This is a genomic window from Paenibacillus sp. FSL R7-0179, from assembly GCF_038002265.1.
Classification (GTDB): domain Bacteria; phylum Bacillota; class Bacilli; order Paenibacillales; family Paenibacillaceae; genus Paenibacillus_AQ.
Map to the genome: position 1 here is coordinate 1,193,768 of NZ_JBBOCC010000002.1, position 20,475 is coordinate 1,214,242.

General features: G+C 54.9%; 18 protein-coding genes. 14 read left to right on the top strand and 4 right to left on the bottom strand.

What is annotated here, in order from left to right:
* Positions 1-55: 55 nt before the first annotated feature.
* Positions 56-2,308 carry an FAD-dependent oxidoreductase gene (locus MKX63_RS21670; protein WP_341019967.1) on the bottom strand — a complete coding sequence of 751 codons (2,253 nt, stop codon included), beginning with the start codon at positions 2,306-2,308 and terminating at the stop codon, positions 56-58.
* A 138-nt stretch (positions 2,309-2,446) separates the two neighbouring features.
* On the opposite strand from MKX63_RS21670, the gene MKX63_RS21675 reads away from it, so the two are divergent.
* The 5 genes from MKX63_RS21675 (at position 2,447) to MKX63_RS21695 (ending at position 7,847) form a co-directional block, all read left to right on the top strand.
* On the top strand, positions 2,447-3,247 hold the full coding sequence (locus MKX63_RS21675) for an AraC family transcriptional regulator (protein WP_341019969.1): 801 nt from the start codon (positions 2,447-2,449) through the stop codon (positions 3,245-3,247).
* A 134-nt stretch (positions 3,248-3,381) separates the two neighbouring features.
* Complete coding sequence (locus MKX63_RS21680; protein WP_341019971.1) at positions 3,382-4,158, top strand: GNAT family N-acetyltransferase; 777 nt, start codon at positions 3,382-3,384, stop codon at positions 4,156-4,158.
* A 57-nt stretch (positions 4,159-4,215) separates the two neighbouring features.
* Positions 4,216-4,587: a hypothetical protein gene (locus MKX63_RS21685; protein WP_341019972.1), complete on the top strand. Its 372-nt coding sequence runs from the start codon at positions 4,216-4,218 to the stop codon at positions 4,585-4,587.
* Positions 4,588-4,810: 223 nt separating this feature from the next.
* Positions 4,811-6,376 carry a glycoside hydrolase family 43 protein gene (locus MKX63_RS21690; protein ID WP_341019974.1) on the top strand — a complete coding sequence of 522 codons (1,566 nt, stop codon included), beginning with the start codon at positions 4,811-4,813 and terminating at the stop codon, positions 6,374-6,376.
* Positions 6,377-6,395: 19 nt separating this feature from the next.
* Positions 6,396-7,847: a glycoside hydrolase family 28 protein gene (locus MKX63_RS21695; RefSeq protein ID WP_341019976.1), complete on the top strand. Its 1,452-nt coding sequence runs from the start codon at positions 6,396-6,398 to the stop codon at positions 7,845-7,847.
* Positions 7,848-7,849: 2 nt separating this feature from the next.
* On the opposite strand, the gene MKX63_RS21700 is transcribed toward MKX63_RS21695, so the two are convergent.
* Positions 7,850-8,713, bottom strand: coding sequence for an AraC family transcriptional regulator (locus MKX63_RS21700; protein ID WP_341019977.1), 864 nt, complete (start codon positions 8,711-8,713; stop codon positions 7,850-7,852).
* A 73-nt stretch (positions 8,714-8,786) separates the two neighbouring features.
* Here MKX63_RS21700 and MKX63_RS21705 point away from each other — a divergent pair, with 73 nt between their 5' ends.
* From MKX63_RS21705 to MKX63_RS21715, 3 genes are read left to right on the top strand one after another with little or no spacing between them, the layout of a single operon-like run.
* Positions 8,787-9,677 carry a pectinesterase family protein gene (locus MKX63_RS21705; protein ID WP_341019978.1) on the top strand — a complete coding sequence of 297 codons (891 nt, stop codon included), beginning with the start codon at positions 8,787-8,789 and terminating at the stop codon, positions 9,675-9,677.
* Positions 9,678-9,733: 56 nt separating this feature from the next.
* Entirely contained in the window at positions 9,734-10,768 is a 1,035-nt protein-coding gene (locus MKX63_RS21710; protein ID WP_341019980.1) for a dienelactone hydrolase family protein, read from the top strand.
* A 35-nt stretch (positions 10,769-10,803) separates the two neighbouring features.
* The gene (locus MKX63_RS21715; RefSeq protein ID WP_341019981.1) at positions 10,804-11,931 is read left to right on the top strand and encodes a glycoside hydrolase family 88/105 protein; all 1,128 of its coding nucleotides are present in this window, start codon (positions 10,804-10,806) and stop codon (positions 11,929-11,931) included.
* A 95-nt stretch (positions 11,932-12,026) separates the two neighbouring features.
* Here the strand turns inward: MKX63_RS21715 and MKX63_RS21720 are convergent, their stop codons facing one another.
* Positions 12,027-12,518: a DinB family protein gene (locus tag MKX63_RS21720; protein WP_341019982.1), complete on the bottom strand. Its 492-nt coding sequence runs from the start codon at positions 12,516-12,518 to the stop codon at positions 12,027-12,029.
* 185 nt (positions 12,519-12,703) lie between these two features.
* Here MKX63_RS21720 and MKX63_RS21725 point away from each other — a divergent pair, with 185 nt between their 5' ends.
* The 6 genes from MKX63_RS21725 (at position 12,704) to MKX63_RS21750 (ending at position 19,142) form a co-directional block, all read left to right on the top strand.
* Entirely contained in the window at positions 12,704-13,453 is a 750-nt protein-coding gene (locus MKX63_RS21725; RefSeq protein WP_341019984.1) for a response regulator transcription factor, read from the top strand.
* Complete coding sequence (locus tag MKX63_RS21730; RefSeq protein WP_341019985.1) at positions 13,450-14,388, top strand: sensor histidine kinase; 939 nt, start codon at positions 13,450-13,452, stop codon at positions 14,386-14,388. Before MKX63_RS21725 ends, MKX63_RS21730 begins: the two co-directional genes overlap by 4 nt.
* Positions 14,389-14,492: 104 nt before the next feature.
* The gene (locus MKX63_RS21735; protein ID WP_341019986.1) at positions 14,493-15,410 is read left to right on the top strand and encodes an ABC transporter ATP-binding protein; all 918 of its coding nucleotides are present in this window, start codon (positions 14,493-14,495) and stop codon (positions 15,408-15,410) included.
* Positions 15,403-16,089 carry an ABC transporter permease gene (locus MKX63_RS21740; RefSeq protein ID WP_341019988.1) on the top strand — a complete coding sequence of 229 codons (687 nt, stop codon included), beginning with the start codon at positions 15,403-15,405 and terminating at the stop codon, positions 16,087-16,089. The genes MKX63_RS21735 and MKX63_RS21740 overlap by 8 nt, the downstream gene beginning before the upstream one ends.
* A 242-nt stretch (positions 16,090-16,331) precedes the next feature.
* Positions 16,332-18,089 (top strand): PAS domain-containing sensor histidine kinase, encoded by a 1,758-nt coding sequence (locus MKX63_RS21745; RefSeq protein ID WP_341019989.1) that lies wholly within the window; start codon positions 16,332-16,334, stop codon positions 18,087-18,089.
* Positions 18,090-18,341: 252 nt separating this feature from the next.
* Positions 18,342-19,142, top strand: a complete 801-nt coding sequence (locus MKX63_RS21750) for a class I SAM-dependent methyltransferase (protein ID WP_341019990.1) — start codon at positions 18,342-18,344, stop codon at positions 19,140-19,142.
* Between the two features lie 298 nt (positions 19,143-19,440).
* Here MKX63_RS21750 and MKX63_RS21755 read toward each other — a convergent pair whose 3' ends face one another.
* A complete protein-coding gene (locus MKX63_RS21755; RefSeq protein ID WP_341019991.1) occupies positions 19,441-20,286 on the bottom strand; it encodes a DegV family protein in 846 nt (281 codons plus the stop codon).
* Positions 20,287-20,475 lie beyond the last annotated feature (189 nt).

A 20,475-nucleotide genomic window follows, 5' to 3' on the forward strand; every position in this document is an offset into this window, starting at 1 on the left:
CTGACCGCAGTCAGGCCCCGCTCAACACTCCATCTTATTGCATTTTGAAGTCTACTTAACCATACACCCGCACCTCAATAATCTCCGCATACTCACTGCCGTTGGTCTCCGGGATCACGACCCGCAGGCGGTCGGCTGTTACAGCCTCGTTCAGCGTGTGTACCCGCTTGCGCTTGTGGTTGTCATGTTCCCCGGCAACTGCGGTCCATTTGCCGCCCGTGTAAGCTTCAATTCGATACTCCTTAACGAGCGTTGGCAGGATTTCGTAAGGTGTAACATGATGATGCAGGTTGATCAGATCCTCATTCACGTCGTCGTTGAAGGTAATGTGAACCTCGCGCAGAGTTACCGGCTCGCTCCAGGCCAGCTCCAGCCACTCCGGCTCGCCGGAGGCCATCCGGTCCGAGGACCACAGGTGCGGCCCGCCGTAAGGACGGAGGTAGCCGTCGATGACTTTATCCGCAGCGAAGGCGCTTGTTGTCCCGGACAGACGAAGGCATGGGGCCTTATGGTCGAATTTCTTTTTGTCCCATTGCACTACAGGCTGTGCGGGCGGATTCTCGCCGAAGTCCCGCGAGGCTGCGGGGATCTCGTTATGCCCATAGGCGAGCATTCCTGAAGCTGGCTCATCTGCCATATGCAAGGACAGCGCAGCATTGGCCTTGACGACCAGGAACGCGTTGCGCGGCGTCTCCGGCTGCCACTGAACCGGGAGTTCCACCCACTGGGCGACTCCAGCCTGAACGGGAGCGGATACAGACTGGATTAACGTATGGGGTATATAATTCTCGGGCCGTCCGGTCTCCCATAGCTCGACCGTCAGCTCTGCGGCTTCGGCTGCATCAATCAGCAGCTCGATTCCGTCCAGTTCAGGATCGGCCGGAACGGTGATGCCGATGTTAGCGGTGAGCGGTACGCTGAACGCAGATTGCTCCACAGCGAACCGGCTCCGCTCGCTGGAGGCGCTGAGCGCAGCCTTCAGTGCCAGATCGGCTTCATCCTCGTTGCGCAGCCCGAGGATGGAAGCATCCTGGCGCAGCATCGTCTGCTGCAGCTCGTTCAGGTGGGCCGCATGCAGTTCGCGCGGCGATATTCCCTTGGCGGCGCAGAGTGCCGCGCCGATACCGGCGGCTTCGCCGATGACCGCGCAGGTAGCCATGACGCGGGTTGTGCCGAACGCGACATGCGAGGCGCTGATGTCGCGGCCGGCCATCAGCAGATTGCTGACGTTCACCGAATACAGAGAACGGAACGGGATGTGATAGCTGCCGTCCGAATACATATGCTTCGAGCCTGACTCTGTAGCGTACACACCCTGCGGCGGATGCAAATCAATGGACCAGCCTCCGAACGCTACGCGGTCCGGGAATTCGCGCTGGGCCAGGATATCATTCTGATTCAGGACATAATCGCCAATGAACCGGCGGTACTCCCGCTTGCCCGGAGTCGAACCGACCCATTCCAGCGTCATGTTGTCAGCGTCGAATTTGCCGGAATTCTTAATATAGTCCCAGATCCCGTAGATCACAGACCACAGCTCGTCGCGGATGGCCTCATTGTCATGAACGGTGTCCTGCTCGCCGCCGAATTCGATCCACCAGTAGGCGCAGCCGTTGTCGCCGCTGCGGATGATCCGGCGCTCGGCAATAGCGGTTTGTGTAATATCCTTTGCCATGGCCGGAGCGATATATTTGACCGGATGGCCTGCGTCCTTGGTATAGAAGAGCAGTGTGCTGCCGAGCGTAATATCATCTGCGACCAGTGGTGCCCATTCCTCATTATATTCTTCGCGTGCTTCACGGCCCAGCCGGTACTCTGCACCTGCGAGGAAGCCTACCAGGCCATCCCCTGTACAGTCCAGAAAAACCGCGCTTTCAAAAGTAATTCTCCGTTCCGACCCCATCATCCAGCCCGTCACGGACCGGATGCTCCGCTGGCCGCTGCCATCCTCGGAAGCATCGACCTCATGTACATCCGTATTCAGGAATAACTGAATGTTCGGTTCGGCCTTAACTGCTTCAAGCACAACCATATCCCACAGATACGGATTGCCGTCTTTGTTGCGGTACTGATTCTCCACAAACAGCTCGCCCATGATCCCCGTTTCACGGGCATACCGGTGGATACCGTGTGAAGTTGCGCCGCAGACCCATACCCGCACCTCGCTGCTGGAGTTGCCGCCGAGCACCGGACGGTTATTAATCAGCGCCACACGCCGGCCCAGCCGGGCTGCCGCAATCGCTGCGCATACCCCTGCCAGTCCGCCGCCTACCACCGTTACATCCGTGTTGACCGTTTCACTACGCATTGTTGAACCTCTCCTTTGGTATATGTTAATATATCCGTAGTTTCATGATAGGATAATCATTAATCAAATGACATGCATATAATTTCTTGATCTATATACTTAATTTCAATGAATGATGCAACCTAAGGAGAGTCAGACATGCGCATGAATTGGTCGGTTCGTCCGGCAGCCTATATCTATTGGGAGCAGAAAAAACAGTTCCTGCTGGAGCACGACACCTATCCCGTGTGGACGTTATTTGCGGTTGAGCAGGGACACTTCGCTTACCGCTTCGGAGACTATGAAGGGGAGGGAGGGTTCGGGGACATCATTGTATGTCCGCCGGGGACAACCTTTTACCGGAGAACGCTTAGTCCGTTGACCTTTCATTTCATACAATTCGAATGGGCAGAAGAGGGGGGACCGGAGGACGCCGCCACGCTTGGAGGCAGTTGGACGGTCAGGGATGTGGAGCGCCTAAGATCTACCTACCGCTATATGCGGAGTATCGGAAGAGGGATTCAGGAGGAGCCGGGGTATAGCAGGATGAAGCATATGCTGGAGGATCTCTGGAGGCTGCTTGAAATCGAGCGCAGCAGCGCATCATCCGTAGAGCTGAGCTCTGGAGAGGCAAGCCCTGGCCCGCTGATGCATCAGGCTAAGCAATGGCTGCTGGAGCACGCTTGTACACCTATGACCCTGCAGGAGCTGGCCGCTACCCTTGATATTACTCCGGTACAATTAACGCGGCGTTTCCGTGCAGCCTATGGGACGGCCCCTTCGGACTTCGTGACCGGACTCCGGCTCAGACGGGCTTGCCAGCTCTTGGAGGATTCCAGACTGCCCATTGAAGGGATCGCCCAGCAGTGCGGTTACGAGAACGGCTTCTACCTAAGCCGGGTGTTCACGGCCAAGCTGGGATTAACACCATCCCGGTACCGTAAGCTGCACCGCGTATAATTTTTTCCGCCCGGATGCAATTTGTAATTCCGCAATAACAATTGTTAAACATAACTAATTATATTAATATATAATTAGATTGTAATCTAATTATAGAGAGCAGTATTGTTTTCTGGGGAAAGGAATGATGTGAGATGATTGAGAACCATGCTTCTGTCACCGCCGCAAGCAATATTATGGATGCTAACCAAGGTAAGAGTTATCCCACATTTGCGTATTCGGTATTAGACCGTTATATTGCCGGGGACATTACTATCGATAAGTCTTCGGCGCTGATCGGTACTTCTTCAGGCATTTATACAGTGGTGGGGGATGAGACGAATGATGACTTTGCCTCCCGGCTTATGCGCGAATTCAAGCGTAGAGAGAAGCTTAATCAGAGATTTACGTTGTTTTCATCCTCTGAGGGGTGGGATCGCAGAATCAATGAGCTGTTTGGGGCGCAGCTAAGGCAAATGCAGCGGTATTCTTTTACATTCAATGAGCACCTTTTCATGCAAGCTGGAAGAGCGGGGATACCGGATGGGTTCCGGCTGAACAGGACAACTGAGGAATCGCTTGAGGGGCATAGAGAGTTCGATGCAGCGTACATCCGGAAATACTGGGGATCGATTGAACGTTTTCTGGAAAAAGGCATCGGCTTCTATGTTACGGAACACGATGTATTTGCAGGCGAATGTGTCTCCATCTTCTCGTCTGATCAATATGCGGAAATTGATATCGTAACGAATCCTCTGTTTAGGGGAAGGGGCGTGGCGGGGTGTGTTGCCGAAGCTTTTATCCTGGAGTGCTTAGAACGTCAGATCACGCCAAGATGGGACTGTGACCTTCACAATACGGCCTCCATCCGGTTGGCGCAGAAGTTGAATTTTACCGCTCCACAGAGCTATTCGCTCTATGTGACGAAGTAAGGCTGAATCGTTATAGTAATATACGGGTATGTAGATGGAATAGAGAGGGGGAATTACATGTTTAAGCACAAGTTTGGATTATTCTTGCTGGTCTCTGTATTCTTGTTGTTTGTTACAGGCTGCGGTCCTTCAAGAGCAGAGGTCGTTGATCAGCTGGTGTCCAAGGAAGTGAATGTACTCCACATGCATATGTTTTCCAATTCACGGGATTGGGATATTGAAATAAATGAGGTACATAATTCTGAGCCTGCGCTCGTGGAGCATATCCCTCATGTGACTGTGCATACAGAGGAGAAGAAGCTGAAATGGCTGGAGGTACTGGGACTGGAAGCAAAACGGCCCGTAGTTGTGATTTTTGATCATGAACAAATGGTGTATCACACAAGTGATCCTGAACAGTTAAGAGAATATGCTAAGACGTTTGATTGAAATAACGAAAGTGAATTCTACTCCATAGTACAGCGACAGCAAGAGACGTTATCCGTCCCCTGCTGTCGCTGTTTCTGTTTGCAGGACAAGAAAGTATAAAAAACAGGAAAAAGAACATAGAAAGCGCAAGAAAATTAAACTTATACGAACTATAATTGGTTATGCTTACATATCGTTGATTGAGTATTCGTACCTATCGTCCGCGTAAAGGAGGACTTCGAATTTGAGAACATTCCGTAATCCGGTGCTCCCGGGCTTCTACCCTGATCCTTCGGCCATCCGTGTCGGGGAGGATTATTATCTGGTCACTTCAAGCTTTGAATTCTATCCCGGAGTTCCGGTTTTTCACAGCAGGGACCTTGTCCACTGGCGCCAGCTGGGCCATGTGCTGGACCGTCCGTCCCAGCTCAATCTGGACGGGATTCTTCCGTCGAGGGGGATTTGGGCGCCGACCCTCCGGTACCATCAGGGTCTCTTTTATATGATCACGACGTTTGTTGATAATCACAAGGAATCGCATAATTTCTACGTAACCTCCGCTGATCCGGCGGGAGAGTGGTCAGATCCTGTCTGGCTGGAGGACGCGCCCGGCATTGATCCCTCCCTGTTCTTCGATGAAGACGGGAAGGTATATTACACCGGTAACCGTGTGCCTCCCGAAGGCCAGGATTATCCGAAGCATATGGATATCTGGCTGCAGGAAATTGATCTGGCGCAGGGCAGACTCACCGGTCCGAAGCACAGCCTCTGGCAAGGTGCACTGAAGACTGCACATGCCCAGGAAGGGCCGCATCTGTATTTCATCGGAGGCTGGTATTATCTGCTGACCGCTGAGGGCGGCACCGGCCATACCCATGCGGTGACGGTTGCCAGAAGCCGGAACGTGACGGGGCCCTATGAGGGATATCGGGCCAACCCGATTCTGACCCACCGCCATCTCGGCAGGGAGTATCCCATCGTGAATACGGGCCACGGGGAGCTTGTGGAGACGCAGCACGGGGAGTGGTGGATGCTCTGTCTGGCCTCCCGGACCTGCGGGGGATATTACCGCAACCTGGGCCGGGAGACCTTTCTGACTCCGGTCAAGTGGGAGGACGAATGGCCGGTAGTGAATCCCGGCAAGGGCGTCCTTGAGCTTGAGGGGCCGGCGCCAGATCTGCCGGTGACGCAGTGGCCGCTGCTGCCGGTGCGGGATGATTTTACTGCCGGGGAGCTTAGCCCGGTCTGGAACTTCCTGCGCACGCCGCGCGGCGAATTCTGGAGCCTCAGCGAGCATCCGGGACATCTGCGGCTGCGGCTGAAGCCGGAGGTGCTGGCGGAAACCGGCAATCCGGCTTATATCGGAAGACGGCAGCAGCATCTCAGCTTCAAAGCCGCAGCGGAGATGCGCTTCCAGCCGGAGGCCGCAGGCGAGAGCGCCGGACTGGCCCTGCTCCAGAATGCGGACAACCACTTCCGCTATGAACGGGTGGCAGAGGATGGAGGGCAGCTGCTGAAGCTGACCGTCCGCAGCAGAGGAGCTGAGCAATTGCTGGCCTCTGCGCCGTATGCGCTGGATACGGTACAGCTTAAAGTAGAAGCCCGGGGGCAGGATTACAGCTTTTATTATAGAGCCGCAGATTCTGACACCTGGACCGCACTGCATGAACGGGCTGACGGCCGGGTGCTGAGCACGGATTGGGCTGGAGGTTTTACAGGGGCCTATATCGGAATGTACGCCAGTGCGGGTGGAGCGCAGAGCAGCAATGTTGCGGATTTCGGCTGGTTCAGCTATGAAGAGCTTGAATAGACACTGAAGGAGGAATACGATGAGAACAATACATGATTCCGCAGCTTATCCAATCCCGGAGTTGCCACAGATTCCGAAGCACACTTTCCGTATTACAGACTATGGAGCAGAAGCTGAAGGGCTGGTGTGTACGTCTGCTATACAGGATACTCTGGATGCCTGCGCAGCTGCGGGAGGAGGAACGGTAATTATCCCGCCGGGAGTCTGGCGCACCGGGCCGCTGACGCTGCACAGCCGGATCAATCTGTGTGCTGAGCGGGGGGCGCTTGTATGCTTTGAACCCGACTACAATCTATATCCGCTGCTGTTCTCCCATTACGAAGGGACTGCCGGCTGGCGCTGCCAGGCTCCGCTGGATGGGGAGGATCTGAGCGATGTAGCCATTACCGGTGAAGGTATCTTCGATGGCAGCGGTGAGGCCTGGCGTCCGGTGAAACGCTTCAAGCGGACGGAACTGGAGTGGAATAGCCTGCTTGCCTCCGGGGGAGCCTTGGATGAACAGGGTGAGATCTGGTGGCCTTCCAAGGAAGCGCTTGCGGGAGAAGCTGATGTTCTGCAGCTGAAGGATAACGGTGAGACTGCAATGGAGGCCTATCTCCCTGCCCGTGCGTACCTGCGTCCTGCGCTGCTGAGCCTGCGGAATTGTCGGAGAGTGCTGCTGGAGGGGCCGACCTTTCAGAATTCTCCTGCCTGGTGTCTGCATCCCATGGGCTGTGAGCAGGTTACGATCAGACATATTCAGGTCCGTAATCCGTGGTTCTCCCAGAACGGGGACGGGCTGGATCTGGAGTCATGTACACATGCGCTGGTGGAGCATTGCAGGTTCGATGTAGGCGACGATGCCATCTGCCTGAAATCGGGCAAGGATGAGGAAGGCCGCCGGGCAGGAAGAGCCTGCAGGTACATTACGATCCGCCATTGTACGGTCTATCACGGACATGGCGGGGTAGTGATCGGCAGTGAAATGTCGGGCGGTGTGCATGCGGTCCGGGTGAACGACTGCGTATTCATGGGTACGGACATCGGGCTGCGCTTCAAGAGTACCCGGGGAAGAGGCGGCGTAGTAGAGGATATCCTGGTGGAAAATATTCAGATGTCAGGCATCGTCCATGAAGCGGTATCCTTCCACCTGTTCTATGCCGGGGTGGAGGGGTCTGAGGGCTATGACGAGCAAGAGGTTCCGGTCACGGAGGAGACTCCGCAGTTCCGTAACATCACGCTGCGGAATATGGCCTGCCACGGGGCGGCAACCGCGCTGCTCGTGAACGGGTTACCGGAAATGCCGCTTGCTGCGCTTACGGTGGAGAACTTCAGCGCCATAAGCAGGCGGGGCATCATCCTGCGCCATGCAGCAGGGCTGAAGCTGGACCGGATCAGGCTGCAGACGCAGGAGGAGCCGCAGGTACAGATGCATAAGTGCAGTGATGTGGAGCTTGTCCGTTCAGGAGAGCTGGCCATCACAGAGCTTTAACCTTAGGACTCCGGCGCAGGCTGCGCTCCCGCTTCCTTGCGGTACTGGAGCGGGGTCAGGCCGGTTGATTTTTTGAAAGTTTTATTGAAATGGGACAGATGCTCGAAGCCGACTGCCCCTGCGATCTCCTGGATTCTGGCGGGGGTTCCGGCCAGCAGGCGCTGGGCCTCGCGGACCCTGATATGGACGATATATTCCCGGAAATGAAAGCCGGTCAGGCGATGAAATACCCGGCTCAAATAAGAGGGACTGATGAAAAAGTCCTTGGCGGTCTCTTCCAGCGTAAGCGCTTCCCGGTAATGGGCGCGGATATAAGTGGCGACATCGGTTACCAGATGGTGCAGCGGATGACGGGTGCCGCCAGCCTGGGCCGTACTCTCCGAACGCTGGAGCAGAATCATCAGCTCGGTCAATAGAGCAGTGACACTGACTTCGTACAAGGGCCGCCGGATACGGGATTCCTCCAGCATGCGGTTTAGCAGGGACTCCGCTTCATTCTGCTCGCGCAGGGTCAGCCGGAACAAGCGGTAGCGGTGGCTCTGGAACCACTGCTGCTCGTTCCTCAGTACCGGGGGCAGCAGCAGCGGGTCATAGTTGATCAGAATCCGCTCGAACTCCGCCTTCTCTGAGCTTGCCGTGGAATGAAGCTCGCGGCCGGGAATCAGAATCAGCTCGCCTTTGTGAACCGTAACCACCCGGTCGTCTACGAAATATACACGCTCCCCGTCCGTCAGGTAATACAGCTCAGTCCATTCATGGCTGTGGGGGCGCGGCATCGCAGTGATGCCTTTACGTTTCATATGCTGGATGCTGAAGCGTCCGTCTTCAAGATGATATTTGGGATTAGGGCCAGATACGCTGTTCATACATCTCCTCTTCTCCTGGAAGCTGTTAGAGTTATTATAGAATACATTCAGGTTGCTGTGAAAGGAGCCGTCCATGTTAATTATAGTCTCGAAGAATGCCGGAGAAGGATACAGCAGTCTGCAGGAGGCGCTGGATTCCATTCCTCAGGGGGAGATGCAGGCCGTAACCATACGGATTAAGCCCGGGATCTATGAGGAAAAGGTTACGATCGCCCGTGAAGCCCCGCCCATCCTGCTGCTGGGAGAGGATCAGCATTCCACGATAGTTTCATGGAATGATAATGCCCATACGCTCGGCGCGGACGGTGAACCGCTGCGCACCTTCCGCACCGGCACACTGAACGTGTTCGCAGAAGACTTTACTGCCGAGAATCTGACCATCCGCAACACCTCCGGCCCGGGTACCGGACAGGCGGTCGCGGCGTTCGTGGATGCCGGGCAGGCTGTGTTCCGGCGTGTACGTCTGTTAGGTGACCAGGATACCCTATATACCGGGCCGGGGCGGCAATATTATGATGATTGCTACATTGAAGGGGATGTGGATTATATTTTTGGTCCGGCAACTGCGTTGTTTGACCGCTGTCATCTCCACAACAAGCGTTCCAGAGGGTATATCACAGCGGCTTCAACGCCGGAGGGAGCGGCCTTCGGTTATGTGTTCCTGGACTGCCGGATAACCGGCGGCGAAGGGGTAAGTGAGTGCTATCTCGGACGCCCTTGGCGACCTTACGCACATGTCGCCTTCATCCGCACGGTGATGGACGGCTCGGTAACCGGCGAAGGCTGGCATAACTGGGGGCAGCCGGACCGGGAGCAGACCAGCCGCTATGAAGAGTATGGCAGCAGCGGCCTTGGTGCTTGCCCCGAAGGCCGGGTGGCGTGGTCACGCCAGTTAACTGCGGAGGAAGCCGCACAGTACCGGATTCTGTCTGTGCTGGACGGCTGGCATCCCGAGGGCTATTAATCGCTTGGACTACAGTACACCCAGACCCAGGAATTCAGGATTGGAGGATTTCCCCGATGGAATCACTTGAACAATATATCAATCAACTGACGGCTGCTGCACCGCGCACCTCTGCCTTTCGCAAGGATATCCCCTTTGCGGAGTGGCAGGCATCCCTTACAGCGAGGTTCATAGAGCGGCTGGGCGGATTTCCCGCTCAGAGGGCGGCGCTTGACCCGGTACAGCTGGAGCGGACAGTCTGCAGCGGATACATCCGCGAACGTATCGAGATCACCACCTATGAAGGACTTAGAATGGCCCTGTATCTCCTGATCCCGGAGCAGCCGGCAGGCTCTCCCTGCCCGGCTGTGCTGGCTATTCACGGGCATGGCTACGGCAGCCGCGAGATTACCGGCTTGAACCCGGACGGGTCGGAGCGGACGGGGGACCCGGGTCTGCATAAGGATTTTGCCGTCTCCCTGGTGAAGCAAGGCTTCGTCGTTGCCGCTCCAGAGGTACTCGGATTCGGAGACAGGCGTCTGGCTGAGGATCTCACCAGCGGCGAGCCTGGTCGTAATTCCTGCTTCCGCCTGTCCTCGGCGCTGCTGATGGCAGGGCAGACGATGGCAGGCTGCCGTATCTACGAGACGATGCGGGCGCTGGATTATCTGCAGGAGCGGGAAGAGGTTGACGGGGAACGGATCGGCATTATGGGCATCTCCGGCGGCGGGCTGGTGGCGGGCTTCACGGCTGCACTGGATGAACGGATCAGCAATGCGGTGGTCAGCGGCTATGCCAATACGTTCGAAGCCAGCATTCTCACCCGGCATCATTGTCTGGACAATTATATTCCGGGCATTCTGCTGGAGGCGGAGATGCCGGATCTGCTGGGCCTGATTGCTCCGCGCGGGCTGTTCCTGGAGGCGGGGGACGCTGATCCGCTGTTTGGTCCAGCCGGTGCGAGGCAGGCTCTGGACCGGTTAGAGCAAATCTATGCCGCAGAGGGCCATGTCGGGCAGCTTGCGGCGGATTTTTTCACAGGGGGTCATGAGATTCATGGGGAACCGGCGTATGCCTGGCTGCTTAAGCAGCTTGCCGGTCCGCAGGAGTAGGCGAACAGGTAGCGCAAATGACAGGAGGAATAAAGATGTCTATATCAGAAGCAGTAAGCACAGGCTTATCCCGCAGAATTGCGGATACCTTCATCGGACAATGCAATGAACAAGGGGAGCACGAGTATGTAATGGAGCGCTGGGCATATGTCCCCGGCATGCTGCTGATGTCAGTGGCCCGGGCGGGAATGCAGCATAACGAGCCTGAGTACCTCTCGTTCATGCAGCGGCATATGGACAGCTTCATCGGGGAGGATGGAAGCATCCGCTCCTATTCGCTGGAGGAATATAACCTGGATCAGATTAATCAGGGCAAGAATCTGTTCTGGCTGTACGCTCAGACGGGTGAGCAGCGCTATGCAGAAGCCGCCCATCTGCTGGCAGCGCAGCTAATCGGACAGCCCCGGACCTCTGAAGGCGGCTTCTGGCATAAAAAAATCTATCCCTTCCAGATGTGGCTGGACGGATTATACATGGCTTCGCCGTTCCTGGCCGAATATGGGGCAGTCTTCGGGCGTCCGGAGCTGATCGATGAAGCTGCCCGTCAGCTGCTGCTGATTGAGCGCAGAACCCGTGATCCGCGTACCGGCCTGTTCTATCACGGCTGGGATGAATCCCGGGAGCAGGAGTGGGCGGATTCCTCCACCGGATTGTCGGCCCATTTCTGGAGCCGGGCGATGGGCTGGTATGCGATGGCCGCCGTGGACTGCCTGGAGCACTTCCCGCTGACCCATCCGCAGCGCGGAACGGTGATGGGGATTTTTCAGCGGATGTGCGGTGCGCTGGTTGAGGTGCAGGATCAGGAGAGCGGCCTCTGGTATCAGGTGCTGGATCAGGCGGGACGCAAGGGCAACTACCTCGAAGCGACAGGCTCCTGCATGTTCGTCTATGCGATGGCCAAAGCCCTGCGGCTGCGTTATCTGGAGCCTTCCTTCAAGGCGGCGATGCTAAACGGCTATGAGGGAATCCTTAAGCATCTGGTGACCGAAGATGAACAAGGCGTTCATCTGCACAAGATCTGCCATGGGGCCGGGCTCAGTAAGGACCGCAACGGCTCCTACGACTACTACATTTCCGAAGCGGTTGTATCAGATGTACCTATGGGTGTAGCGCCGCTGCTGCTGGCTGCTCTTGAAGTGGAAAGGTACGTTGCCGGGCAATAACAGTCAGCGGAATAAGCATCGTTTATATCCAAAAGAATAATTAAAAGCTGCGGCTCCATCTATCCAGATTTCAGTGGACAGACGGAGCCGCAGTTTTATGCTTTTGTGACCGCAACTGATGCTGCATACTTGTCTATCTGCTTCTTGTGATGCTTGTCGTGGGAGATGAAATCTCGCAGATACCTGCGGATACTGAATTTCTTGCCGTCACCACCCGGATGATTCTGTTCAAGGGCCGTATCGCTGAAGGAGGCTGCAAGCCCGGTAATCTTGGTCCGGTACAGGACGAATTGCTGGATGGCTTCCTGCCGGGTTACTGTCCTTGCGTATAGAACCGCATTGGCATTGAATGCATTGAAGTCCAGATGTGCGGCTGTCAGCGGCAGGCCTTCTTGGATTTTGACCAGAGCCTCCTCATAAAAGTATTTGTCCCACAGCATGATGTGGCAAAGGAGATCCTGCAGGGACCATTTTCCCGCCTCCAGCGGAGCCTCCCAGTCTGCATCTTCCATGCTGTCCAGCGATTGAATATAGGGGATGAAGGATTCGAATTCAAGAATGAGCTGCTTGTTGGTTTTGGCTGCCATGATCATACCACCTTGTCTGTCAGATTGAATAAGAGTTTATACTACTCATTATAATAGGGGGAACTGGACCACCGCCTGTCAGGTTCAGAGAATTCATCTACTGGATGATATGACTAGAACCCGGCACGGACAGAGGGTATAATTTCAAATAGATGGTAGACAGAGTTAATTACGGGAGGTTCATTATGCAACAGAGGGTGCTGCTGATCGAGGATGATGAAGCGATCAGCGAAATGGTCTGTTCTTATCTGACCAAAGAGGGCTATGAGGTGGAGATCGCATATGACGGGGATATGGCGGTGAGCAAGTTCCTGGGCGGGCTTACATACGATCTGGTGCTGCTGGATCTGATGCTGCCGAAGCGTAGCGGTACAGATGTGCTGCAGATTATCCGGAGCGGCAGCCTTGTGCCGGTGCTGATTATGTCGGCGAAGGACAGCGATGTGGACAAGGCGCTGGGGCTGGGCTTCGGTGCGGATGATTATATTACGAAGCCGTTCTCGATGATTGAGCTGGCAGCCCGGGTGAAGGCGGCGATCCGCCGGGCAGGTTATGCTGCAACTGGCAGCCAGGCTGCTGCCGGGAGCGGGGTGCAGGATGGCGGAGAGATACAGCCGGAGAAGGCGAAGGGTACCCGGCTGCGCGGACTGACCGTGGATCTGGATAATTTCTCCGTACGGAAGAACGGGCAAGAGCTGAAGCTGACCGCCAAGGAGTTCCACATCCTGAAGCTGTTCGTGAGCAGTCCGGGCCGGGTATTCACCAAGGCTCAGATCTACAGCCAAGTCTGGGAAGAGGATTATTATGGCGATGAGAATGTAATTAATGTACATATGCGCAGATTGCGCGAGAAAATCGAGGATGATCCCTCCCATCCAGAGTATATCAAGACGCTGTGGGGGATCGGCTACAAGCTGGGGGATGTGCTGCTGTGATCATTCTTTTGCTGGTTCTGGTTGTACTGTTGCTTGTGGTCACCACGCTGCAGTTCCTGAATTCACGGCAGCATGCCCGCCAGTTGGACTACATTCATCATAAGCTGGAGAGTATCATAGAAGGCGGATCGCATGAGCGGCTGCTCTTGATGAGCAGCAGTCCGCAGGTGCAGCAGCTGCTGACCGATCTGAACCGGCTGTTGGATGTTAATCATCAGGGAGCGGCTAAGCGAAGCAAGCTGGAGCAATCCATGCGCGGAATGCTGGCGAATGTGTCGCATGATCTGAAGACGCCGCTGACGGTGGTGTTGGGTTATATTGAGACGCTGCTGCATGATGAGGCGATATCCAAGGAAGAGCAGGAACGTATGCTGCGGACGATTCATACCAAGGCCGGGGAGGTCATTGCGCTGATGAACCGGTTCTTCGATCTGGCCAAGCTGGAGTCGGGGGACCGGGATATCCCGCTCTCGCGGGTGGAGCTGGGCGAGATCTGCCGCCGGAATATTCTGGCCTTCTATGATCTGCTTAGTGAGAGCGGCACGGATGTGCAGATCGAGATCCCGGAAGAGCCGCTTCATATCATGGGCAACGATGAGGCGCTGGACCGGATTCTGACGAACCTGCTCTCCAATGCGATTACCTATGGTAATGCAGGGGGAGTGCTGGGGCTGAAGCTGTACCCGGCGGATGCCGGACGGGTCTGTATAGAAGTGTGGGACCGGGGCAAAGGCATCGCCGAAGGCCACGAGGATAAGGTGTTCGAGCGGCTGTACACCCTGGAGGATTCGCGCAACCGCGACTATCAGGGCAGCGGCCTGGGGCTGACGATTACGAAGCGGCTGACGGAGCAGATGAACGGCACCATTTCCCTGAGCAGCCAGCCGAATGTGCGTACGGCATTTACGCTCTCTTTTCCCAGACAGTCCTTCTGAAGCTTCTTAAGAATTAAGTAAGATTTCAGTAAGAAAAAAGCAAATTCCGCCCTGTAGAATAAATACCAGGAAGAACAAGACGAGGCTAAAGGGGATAACGGAAGATGACAATGATACTCCGGACATGGGATCTGACCAAGGTCTATGAGGATAAGGAAATTGTGAGCAGTGTGAATATGGAGATTAAGCAGGGTGAAATTTACGGGTTCTTAGGACCGAACGGCGCGGGCAAAACAACGGTGATGAAAATGATTACGAATCTGGTGAAGCCAACAGCGGGCGAGATTGAATTTGCCGGGGAGAAGATGACCCACCGCTCTTACGATATGCTGAAGCGCATGGGCAGCATTATTGAATACCCGGTGTTTTACGACAAGCTGAGTGCCCGCGAGAATCTGGCGCTGCATGGAGAGTATATGGGCTTTTATGATGCCAACGCGATAGAGGAAGCGCTCGAATTAGTGAAGCTGAGAGCGGTGGACAGCAAACCGGTGAAGAATTTCTCCCTCGGGATGAAGCAACGATTAGGAATTGCCAGAGCGGTCATGACCAAGCCGGAGCTGCTGATCCTCGATGAACCGATCAACGGGCTGGACCCGCTTGGAATCAAGGAGCTGCGCGAGGTGTTCCGTATGCTGAGCCGTGATTATGGCATGACGCTGCTGATCTCCAGCCACATTCTGGGCGAAATCGAGCAGATTGCCGACACGATCGGCGTAATCCGTGAAGGGGTGCTGGTAGAGCAGGTGGCAATGGATACGATTCGGAGTCAGCAAACCCAGTACATCGAGCTGGTGACAAGCGAGTGCACGAAGGCCGTCTTCGTCCTGGAGGGGAAGCTGGGCCTCCGCAATTACAAGGTGCTTGACCCGCGGACCATCCGTGTCTACGAGGATATCCCGCAGCTTGAGCTGAGCCGGGCCCTGTCCGCAGCAGAGGTGGAGCTGGAGAGTATGAGCAAGAAGCATCATTCGCTGGAGGATCATTTTGTGGAACTGATGGGGGGCGTCAACCATGCTTAAGTTAATCCGGCTGGAGCTGCGCAAGAGTAAATTCACTTTTCTTAAGGGCGTGCTGATTGCGGACCTGGCTATTCTGGGATTCATGCTTCTAATCGCATTTACGGGCATGAATGAAGGGGACTTTGCGACGTATAACGATTTATTTCAAGGGGTGTCTGTGTTTGTAAAAGCGACCTACATCATCTTCGCCTCCGTTCTGATCAGCAAGCTGGTCATCGACGAGTATAAGAATAATACAATCACAGTGCTGTTCATGTACCCCGTACCGCGTAAAATGCTCATGGCAGCCAAGCTGATTATTGTCTTTCTATTCACCTTCTTAAGTATTTGGCTGTCTAATATAGTGATCAGCAGTATTCTTGCAGGTGTCGGTTATTTCCTGCCCGATGTCATTCAAGGAGTGCTGACACAGAAGCTGTTGCTTACCCACCTGGTGACAACTGGAACAGATGCGCTCTATGCGGCCGGCATCGGACTGATTCCGTTATTCTTCGGGATGCGCCGTAAATCTGTATCGGCCACGATTGTCTCCGCTGTGCTGATTGTAATGCTGATCTCCTCGGGCTTCGGGAACTTCCGAATGGGCAACCTGCTCGAAATATCGATCACGCTTGCCCTGGCCGGTGCGTTCATTGCCTATCTCTCGATCCGCAAAATCGAGCATCAGGATGTAAGCTGAGGCTGCCGGAATCGAAGCCGTTTCTCTCCTGGAAATGAAGTGAACAGTGCGTTCCTCCAGCAGGACTTGCACTGTTTTTGTCGTTGCACAGTCTGCCCCAGTGCGATGTTTTTCTGGCGACCGCTTACGTTTTTTTTGCTATAATAGGAACTAATTCAGAGAGTTCTACATAATCAGAGCGTTTCTGCAGTCTTCGGACGCTAGCTATAGCATAGTTGAAGCAACAGCAGAGGAGGTGGGCTATGCTTAAAGACTGGGCTTCTATTCTGGACAACGCACTGTCAGGCGAAAGTACGTATAGAGCGTTGTTCGATCATCATCCAGACTTCATCATTGTGCTGGACAGGCAGGGGCGGTACAGGGACAGCAACCGGATGTTAAGTGCCGAGGAGGCAGACAGACTGAACGAATGCCGGATGCATCCGCCCGGAGAGGCTCATTTCGCATCTGCTCTGGCCGGGATTACATCGAGCTTCGAGCTGGCTGTGGAAGCCGCGGAAGGAAACGAAGGGACGGGCAGAGGGGCCGGCGGTACTGGAAGTGTGGTAAGTGCTGGTGCTGGAAGTGCGGGAAGTGCTAGTGCTGGAAGTACTGGTATGGGAGGTGCCGAGCGTGCAGTTATTACGGTAAGCTATGTGCCGCTTCACACAGACGAAGGCATTGCCGGTGTATTCGCTATCCTCCATGATCCCGGGAACCGGCCTCTTTCGAGTCTGCTGTGTAGCTGGGTGAGCATGAGCAGCAGACTTGCGGCAGGCGCTGAGCAGACTGTGCAGGCAGGAGACGGGGATTTTGTGTATGCAGATGAAATGGCTGCCACGAAGGATGACGATGAGCAGCCGCAGGCTGAATTCATCTTCGAGATGGCTGAGGACAAACGGCTCAGTCTCATTCTGAACTCTGTCTCTGCCGGAATTTTCGGCCTGGACAACCTGGGCAGGACCATCTTCATTAACCGTGAAGGGGCAGAGATGCTGGGCTACAAGCCGTCAGAGTTGACCGGGCTGCCGATGATGGAGATGATCCATTCCCTGCATGGAGGCGCGCCCCGCCATTCTCTGCTGGAGTGCCCCATTATGCGTACCCTGCAAGACGGAGTTACCCGCAGCATGGCGGATGAAGTCTTCTGGCGCAAGGATGGAACCAGCTTCTTCGTGAATTACCGGATCGCTCCGCTGCTGGACCGGGGGATGATTTGCGGTGTGGTTATTTCCTTCAGCGATATTACGAACGAGCGGGAAATTCTCCGCGCCAAGGAATCGGCAGAGCGGGCTGCACAGGCCAAGTCGGATTTCCTGGCGATGATGAGTCATGAGATCCGCACGCCGATGAACGGAATGATCGGCATGGCCGACCTGCTGCTGGAGACCGAGCTTGGGGAGGAACAGCGCAGCTACGCCGAGATTCTGCGCAGCAGCAGCTACAGTCTGCTGCAGATCCTCAATGACATCCTCGATTTCAGCAAAATGGAGGCCGGCAAGATGCCGCTGCAATCCGAACGCTTCGATCTGCGGGAGATGCTGGAGGGCATCATTGATCTGTTCACTCCCAAGGCAGAGGAGAAGAAGCTCTCCCTGCGCTGGTGGGCAGATACCACTGTGCCAGACATTGTCACGACCGATCCGAGCCGGCTGCGCCAGATTATCGTCAATCTGGTTGGCAACGCGCTGAAATTCACCGATCGGGGCAGTGTCACCTTGTCAGTCAAGAACATCCCGCTGCCCGCCTCACCGGAATATCTGCTGGAGTTCTCGGTCCGCGATACCGGAGTAGGCATTGCCGACAGCAAGCTGAATCTGCTCTTCCAGTCCTTCTCCCAGCTGCATCCGTCCATTAACCGCAAATACGGCGGAACCGGACTGGGGCTTGCTATCTGCAAGCAGCTCGTGGAGCTGATGGGCGGAACGATTTTCGTGGAGAGCGAGGAGGAGCGGGGATCGATCTTCCGGTTTATGCTGCCTTTTATGAAGGAAGAGCCGGAGCCTGAGATACCCTCCTGAGGCTTAGCCGGGGGCTGACGCTCACTTCTATTCTTGTGTTCACATATATCCAGTCAAGCAACTGTGTTCTCAACGATCAAGCCAGACAACCCGTTCTCCAAGATACAGTGGGAGCGGGTTATTTCTGTTCGTTGTATCCACTCTGAGACATGGGTAGCGCAAAGCATTGGATTTCTGCTTGTTGCATTATAAACAGATTATAGTAAAATCAGAAAGTGCCATTTCCAAATTCTTCTTACAAGGGGGAGTAACATGCAAGAGCAGATGTCACGTACGAATAAGGCAGCTTGGGAGACAAAAGCCTATCAGGCTTGGACGCAGTACCATGGTTCACCTGAGGAGCTTGCAGTGCAGCTGCAGCAGGACCCCGTACATACGCTGCGGTATTGGCTTAAGTACACGGGCGATCCGTCAGGCTTGAAGGTGTTGAATCTGCTTGGCTCTCACGGCAGGAAGGCTATTTGCTTCGCTCTTCTGGGAGCTGAAGCCACGGTTGTAGACATTTCGGAAGAGAACCGTATATACGCCTGTGAAGTAGCGGAGTCGGCAGGGGTGAAGCTGAATTACATCTGTGCAGACGCCATGAATATCCCCGAAGAAGAAGCCTTAGGAACGTTCGATGTAGTGCTGATGGAGTTTGGGATTTTGCATTTTTTCACTGATTTAAATGCGGTGTTTGCCTTGGTCCGCAGAAGACTGAAGCCAGGAGGCCGGCTTCTGCTGACCGATTTCCATCCGTTCGCCAGGGCATGGCTGAATACTAAGACGCTTCAGCATCCCACAGGCAATTATTTTGACGATACGCTTAGAACAGGGGAGGTTGCTTTTGCGAAGCTGCTTCCTGAAGAGGAACGTGCCGGGCTGCCACAGGTGGTGACACGTAGCTGGACGCTGGGGGATATCTTAACCTCCATAGCTTCCCAAGGGTTATCGATCCGCGCCTTCGAAGAAATCCCAAGCGCCGAAGATCCGAGATTCCCCGAATTTTACACGCTGGTTGCTGATGCGGCCGAGGGGCCGGTGAGAACGTTATATCTTGATAGGACAACTTAATAGTATCCAGCAAAAAAACAGCAGGTCTCCATTTGGGGACCTGCTGCTGTCACCGTGGCACATGAGCCAAATGTAATCGAAAAACCGATTACATTGCGCAATTGTGAGGCAAGTGAGCCAAATGTAATCGGAAAACCGATTACATTGCGCAATTGTGAGGCAAGTGAGCCAAATGTAATCGGAAAACCGATTACATTGCGCAATCGTGAGGCAAGTGAGCCAAATGTAATCGAAAAACCGATTACATTGCGCAATTGTGAGGCAAGTGGGGCCACATGCGATCTGTGAGCGTACAGCTTTAGCGCATATACATCAGACCCACCGTAGCAGGTCCACAGTGGCTCCCGATGACACAGCCGGCATGAATGACAGCGATCTCAGAGACGCGGGTCTGCTCGCGCAGCGCAGCCTCAAGATACTTGGCGTCCTCATCGGCCAGTGTATGGGCGACAATCAGCAGCTCTGTGTCCATGACAGCTGCATTGGCCAGCGCATGATGGAGCATCTGTTCCACCGCTTTCTCCTTCTTGCCGCGGATGCGGGCAACAGGAACAATGGCTCCGTCCACCAGCCGCAGAACCGGACGGATCTTCAGCAGGCTGCCGATGAAGTTCTGCATCCCTGAGCAGCGTCCGCCCATGTATAAGTAGTCCAGCGTGTCGACCACGAATTCCGATTCCACCCGGCTGCGGGCTTCGGTAATCATCGCTGCGATGTTGGCAGCGCTCTCGCCCGTGGCTGCGGCACGGGCAGCCTTCATGACCAGCAGCGCGATTCCGCCGCATAAGGTCTCAGAATCGACGACATGCACCCGGCCCTCCGGGAATTCACCCGCTGCCAGCAGTGCATTCTGATATGTAGAGGATAGAGCAGACGACAGACTGATGTATACGATATCATGGCCGCTGTCGATCACCGGCTGAAAAGCAGTGATGAAGTCACCGGGGGAAGGGGCGGCTGTCTTGGGCAGAGCGCCTCTTGCGGCCACCCTGCGGTACACTTCCTCAGGGGTAATCTCTACCCCATCCTTGAATGTGCCATCCTCAAAGACGACATATAACGGAACAATGCCGATATCATACGTGTCCTTCCAGCCTTGCGGCAAATCGGAAGTGCTGTCTGAAAAGATTTTTACGATAGACATGAATATCTCCTTCACCGATCTCGGATGAGAATACACTAGATTAAGAAAACTATAATCTATTTATTATACCAAGCTTGGGAAGAATCTCAAAACAAAAAAATGTAACCTGCCAGCCACACAGCACCCCCGCCCATGCCAAAACGGCCTCACCGTCCATGTTAGACAGCGAAGCCGTTCCCGGATACCACA

Excerpts from the sequence above, each read along its gene's own strand:
- MKX63_RS21685 (WP_341019972.1), top strand. The coding sequence starts at position 4,216 with ATGTTTAAGCACAAGTTTGGATTATTCTTGCTGGTCTCTGTATTCTTG.
- MKX63_RS21680 (WP_341019971.1), top strand. The coding sequence starts at position 3,382 with ATGATTGAGAACCATGCTTCTGTCACCGCCGCAAGCAATATTATGGAT.
- MKX63_RS21720 (WP_341019982.1), bottom strand. The coding sequence starts at position 12,518 with ATGGCAGCCAAAACCAACAAGCAGCTCATTCTTGAATTCGAATCCTTC.
- MKX63_RS21710 (WP_341019980.1), top strand. The coding sequence starts at position 9,734 with ATGGAATCACTTGAACAATATATCAATCAACTGACGGCTGCTGCACCG.
- MKX63_RS21725 (WP_341019984.1), top strand. The coding sequence starts at position 12,704 with ATGCAACAGAGGGTGCTGCTGATCGAGGATGATGAAGCGATCAGCGAA.
- MKX63_RS21695 (WP_341019976.1), top strand. The coding sequence starts at position 6,396 with ATGAGAACAATACATGATTCCGCAGCTTATCCAATCCCGGAGTTGCCA.
- MKX63_RS21755 (WP_341019991.1), bottom strand. The coding sequence starts at position 20,286 with ATGTCTATCGTAAAAATCTTTTCAGACAGCACTTCCGATTTGCCGCAA.
- MKX63_RS21735 (WP_341019986.1), top strand. The coding sequence starts at position 14,493 with ATGACAATGATACTCCGGACATGGGATCTGACCAAGGTCTATGAGGAT.
- MKX63_RS21740 (WP_341019988.1), top strand. The coding sequence starts at position 15,403 with ATGCTTAAGTTAATCCGGCTGGAGCTGCGCAAGAGTAAATTCACTTTT.
- MKX63_RS21700 (WP_341019977.1), bottom strand. The coding sequence starts at position 8,713 with ATGAACAGCGTATCTGGCCCTAATCCCAAATATCATCTTGAAGACGGA.
- MKX63_RS21705 (WP_341019978.1), top strand. The coding sequence starts at position 8,787 with ATGTTAATTATAGTCTCGAAGAATGCCGGAGAAGGATACAGCAGTCTG.
- MKX63_RS21675 (WP_341019969.1), top strand. The coding sequence starts at position 2,447 with ATGCGCATGAATTGGTCGGTTCGTCCGGCAGCCTATATCTATTGGGAG.
- MKX63_RS21750 (WP_341019990.1), top strand. The coding sequence starts at position 18,342 with ATGCAAGAGCAGATGTCACGTACGAATAAGGCAGCTTGGGAGACAAAA.
- MKX63_RS21745 (WP_341019989.1), top strand. The coding sequence starts at position 16,332 with ATGCTTAAAGACTGGGCTTCTATTCTGGACAACGCACTGTCAGGCGAA.
- MKX63_RS21715 (WP_341019981.1), top strand. The coding sequence starts at position 10,804 with ATGTCTATATCAGAAGCAGTAAGCACAGGCTTATCCCGCAGAATTGCG.
- MKX63_RS21670 (WP_341019967.1), bottom strand. The coding sequence starts at position 2,308 with ATGCGTAGTGAAACGGTCAACACGGATGTAACGGTGGTAGGCGGCGGA.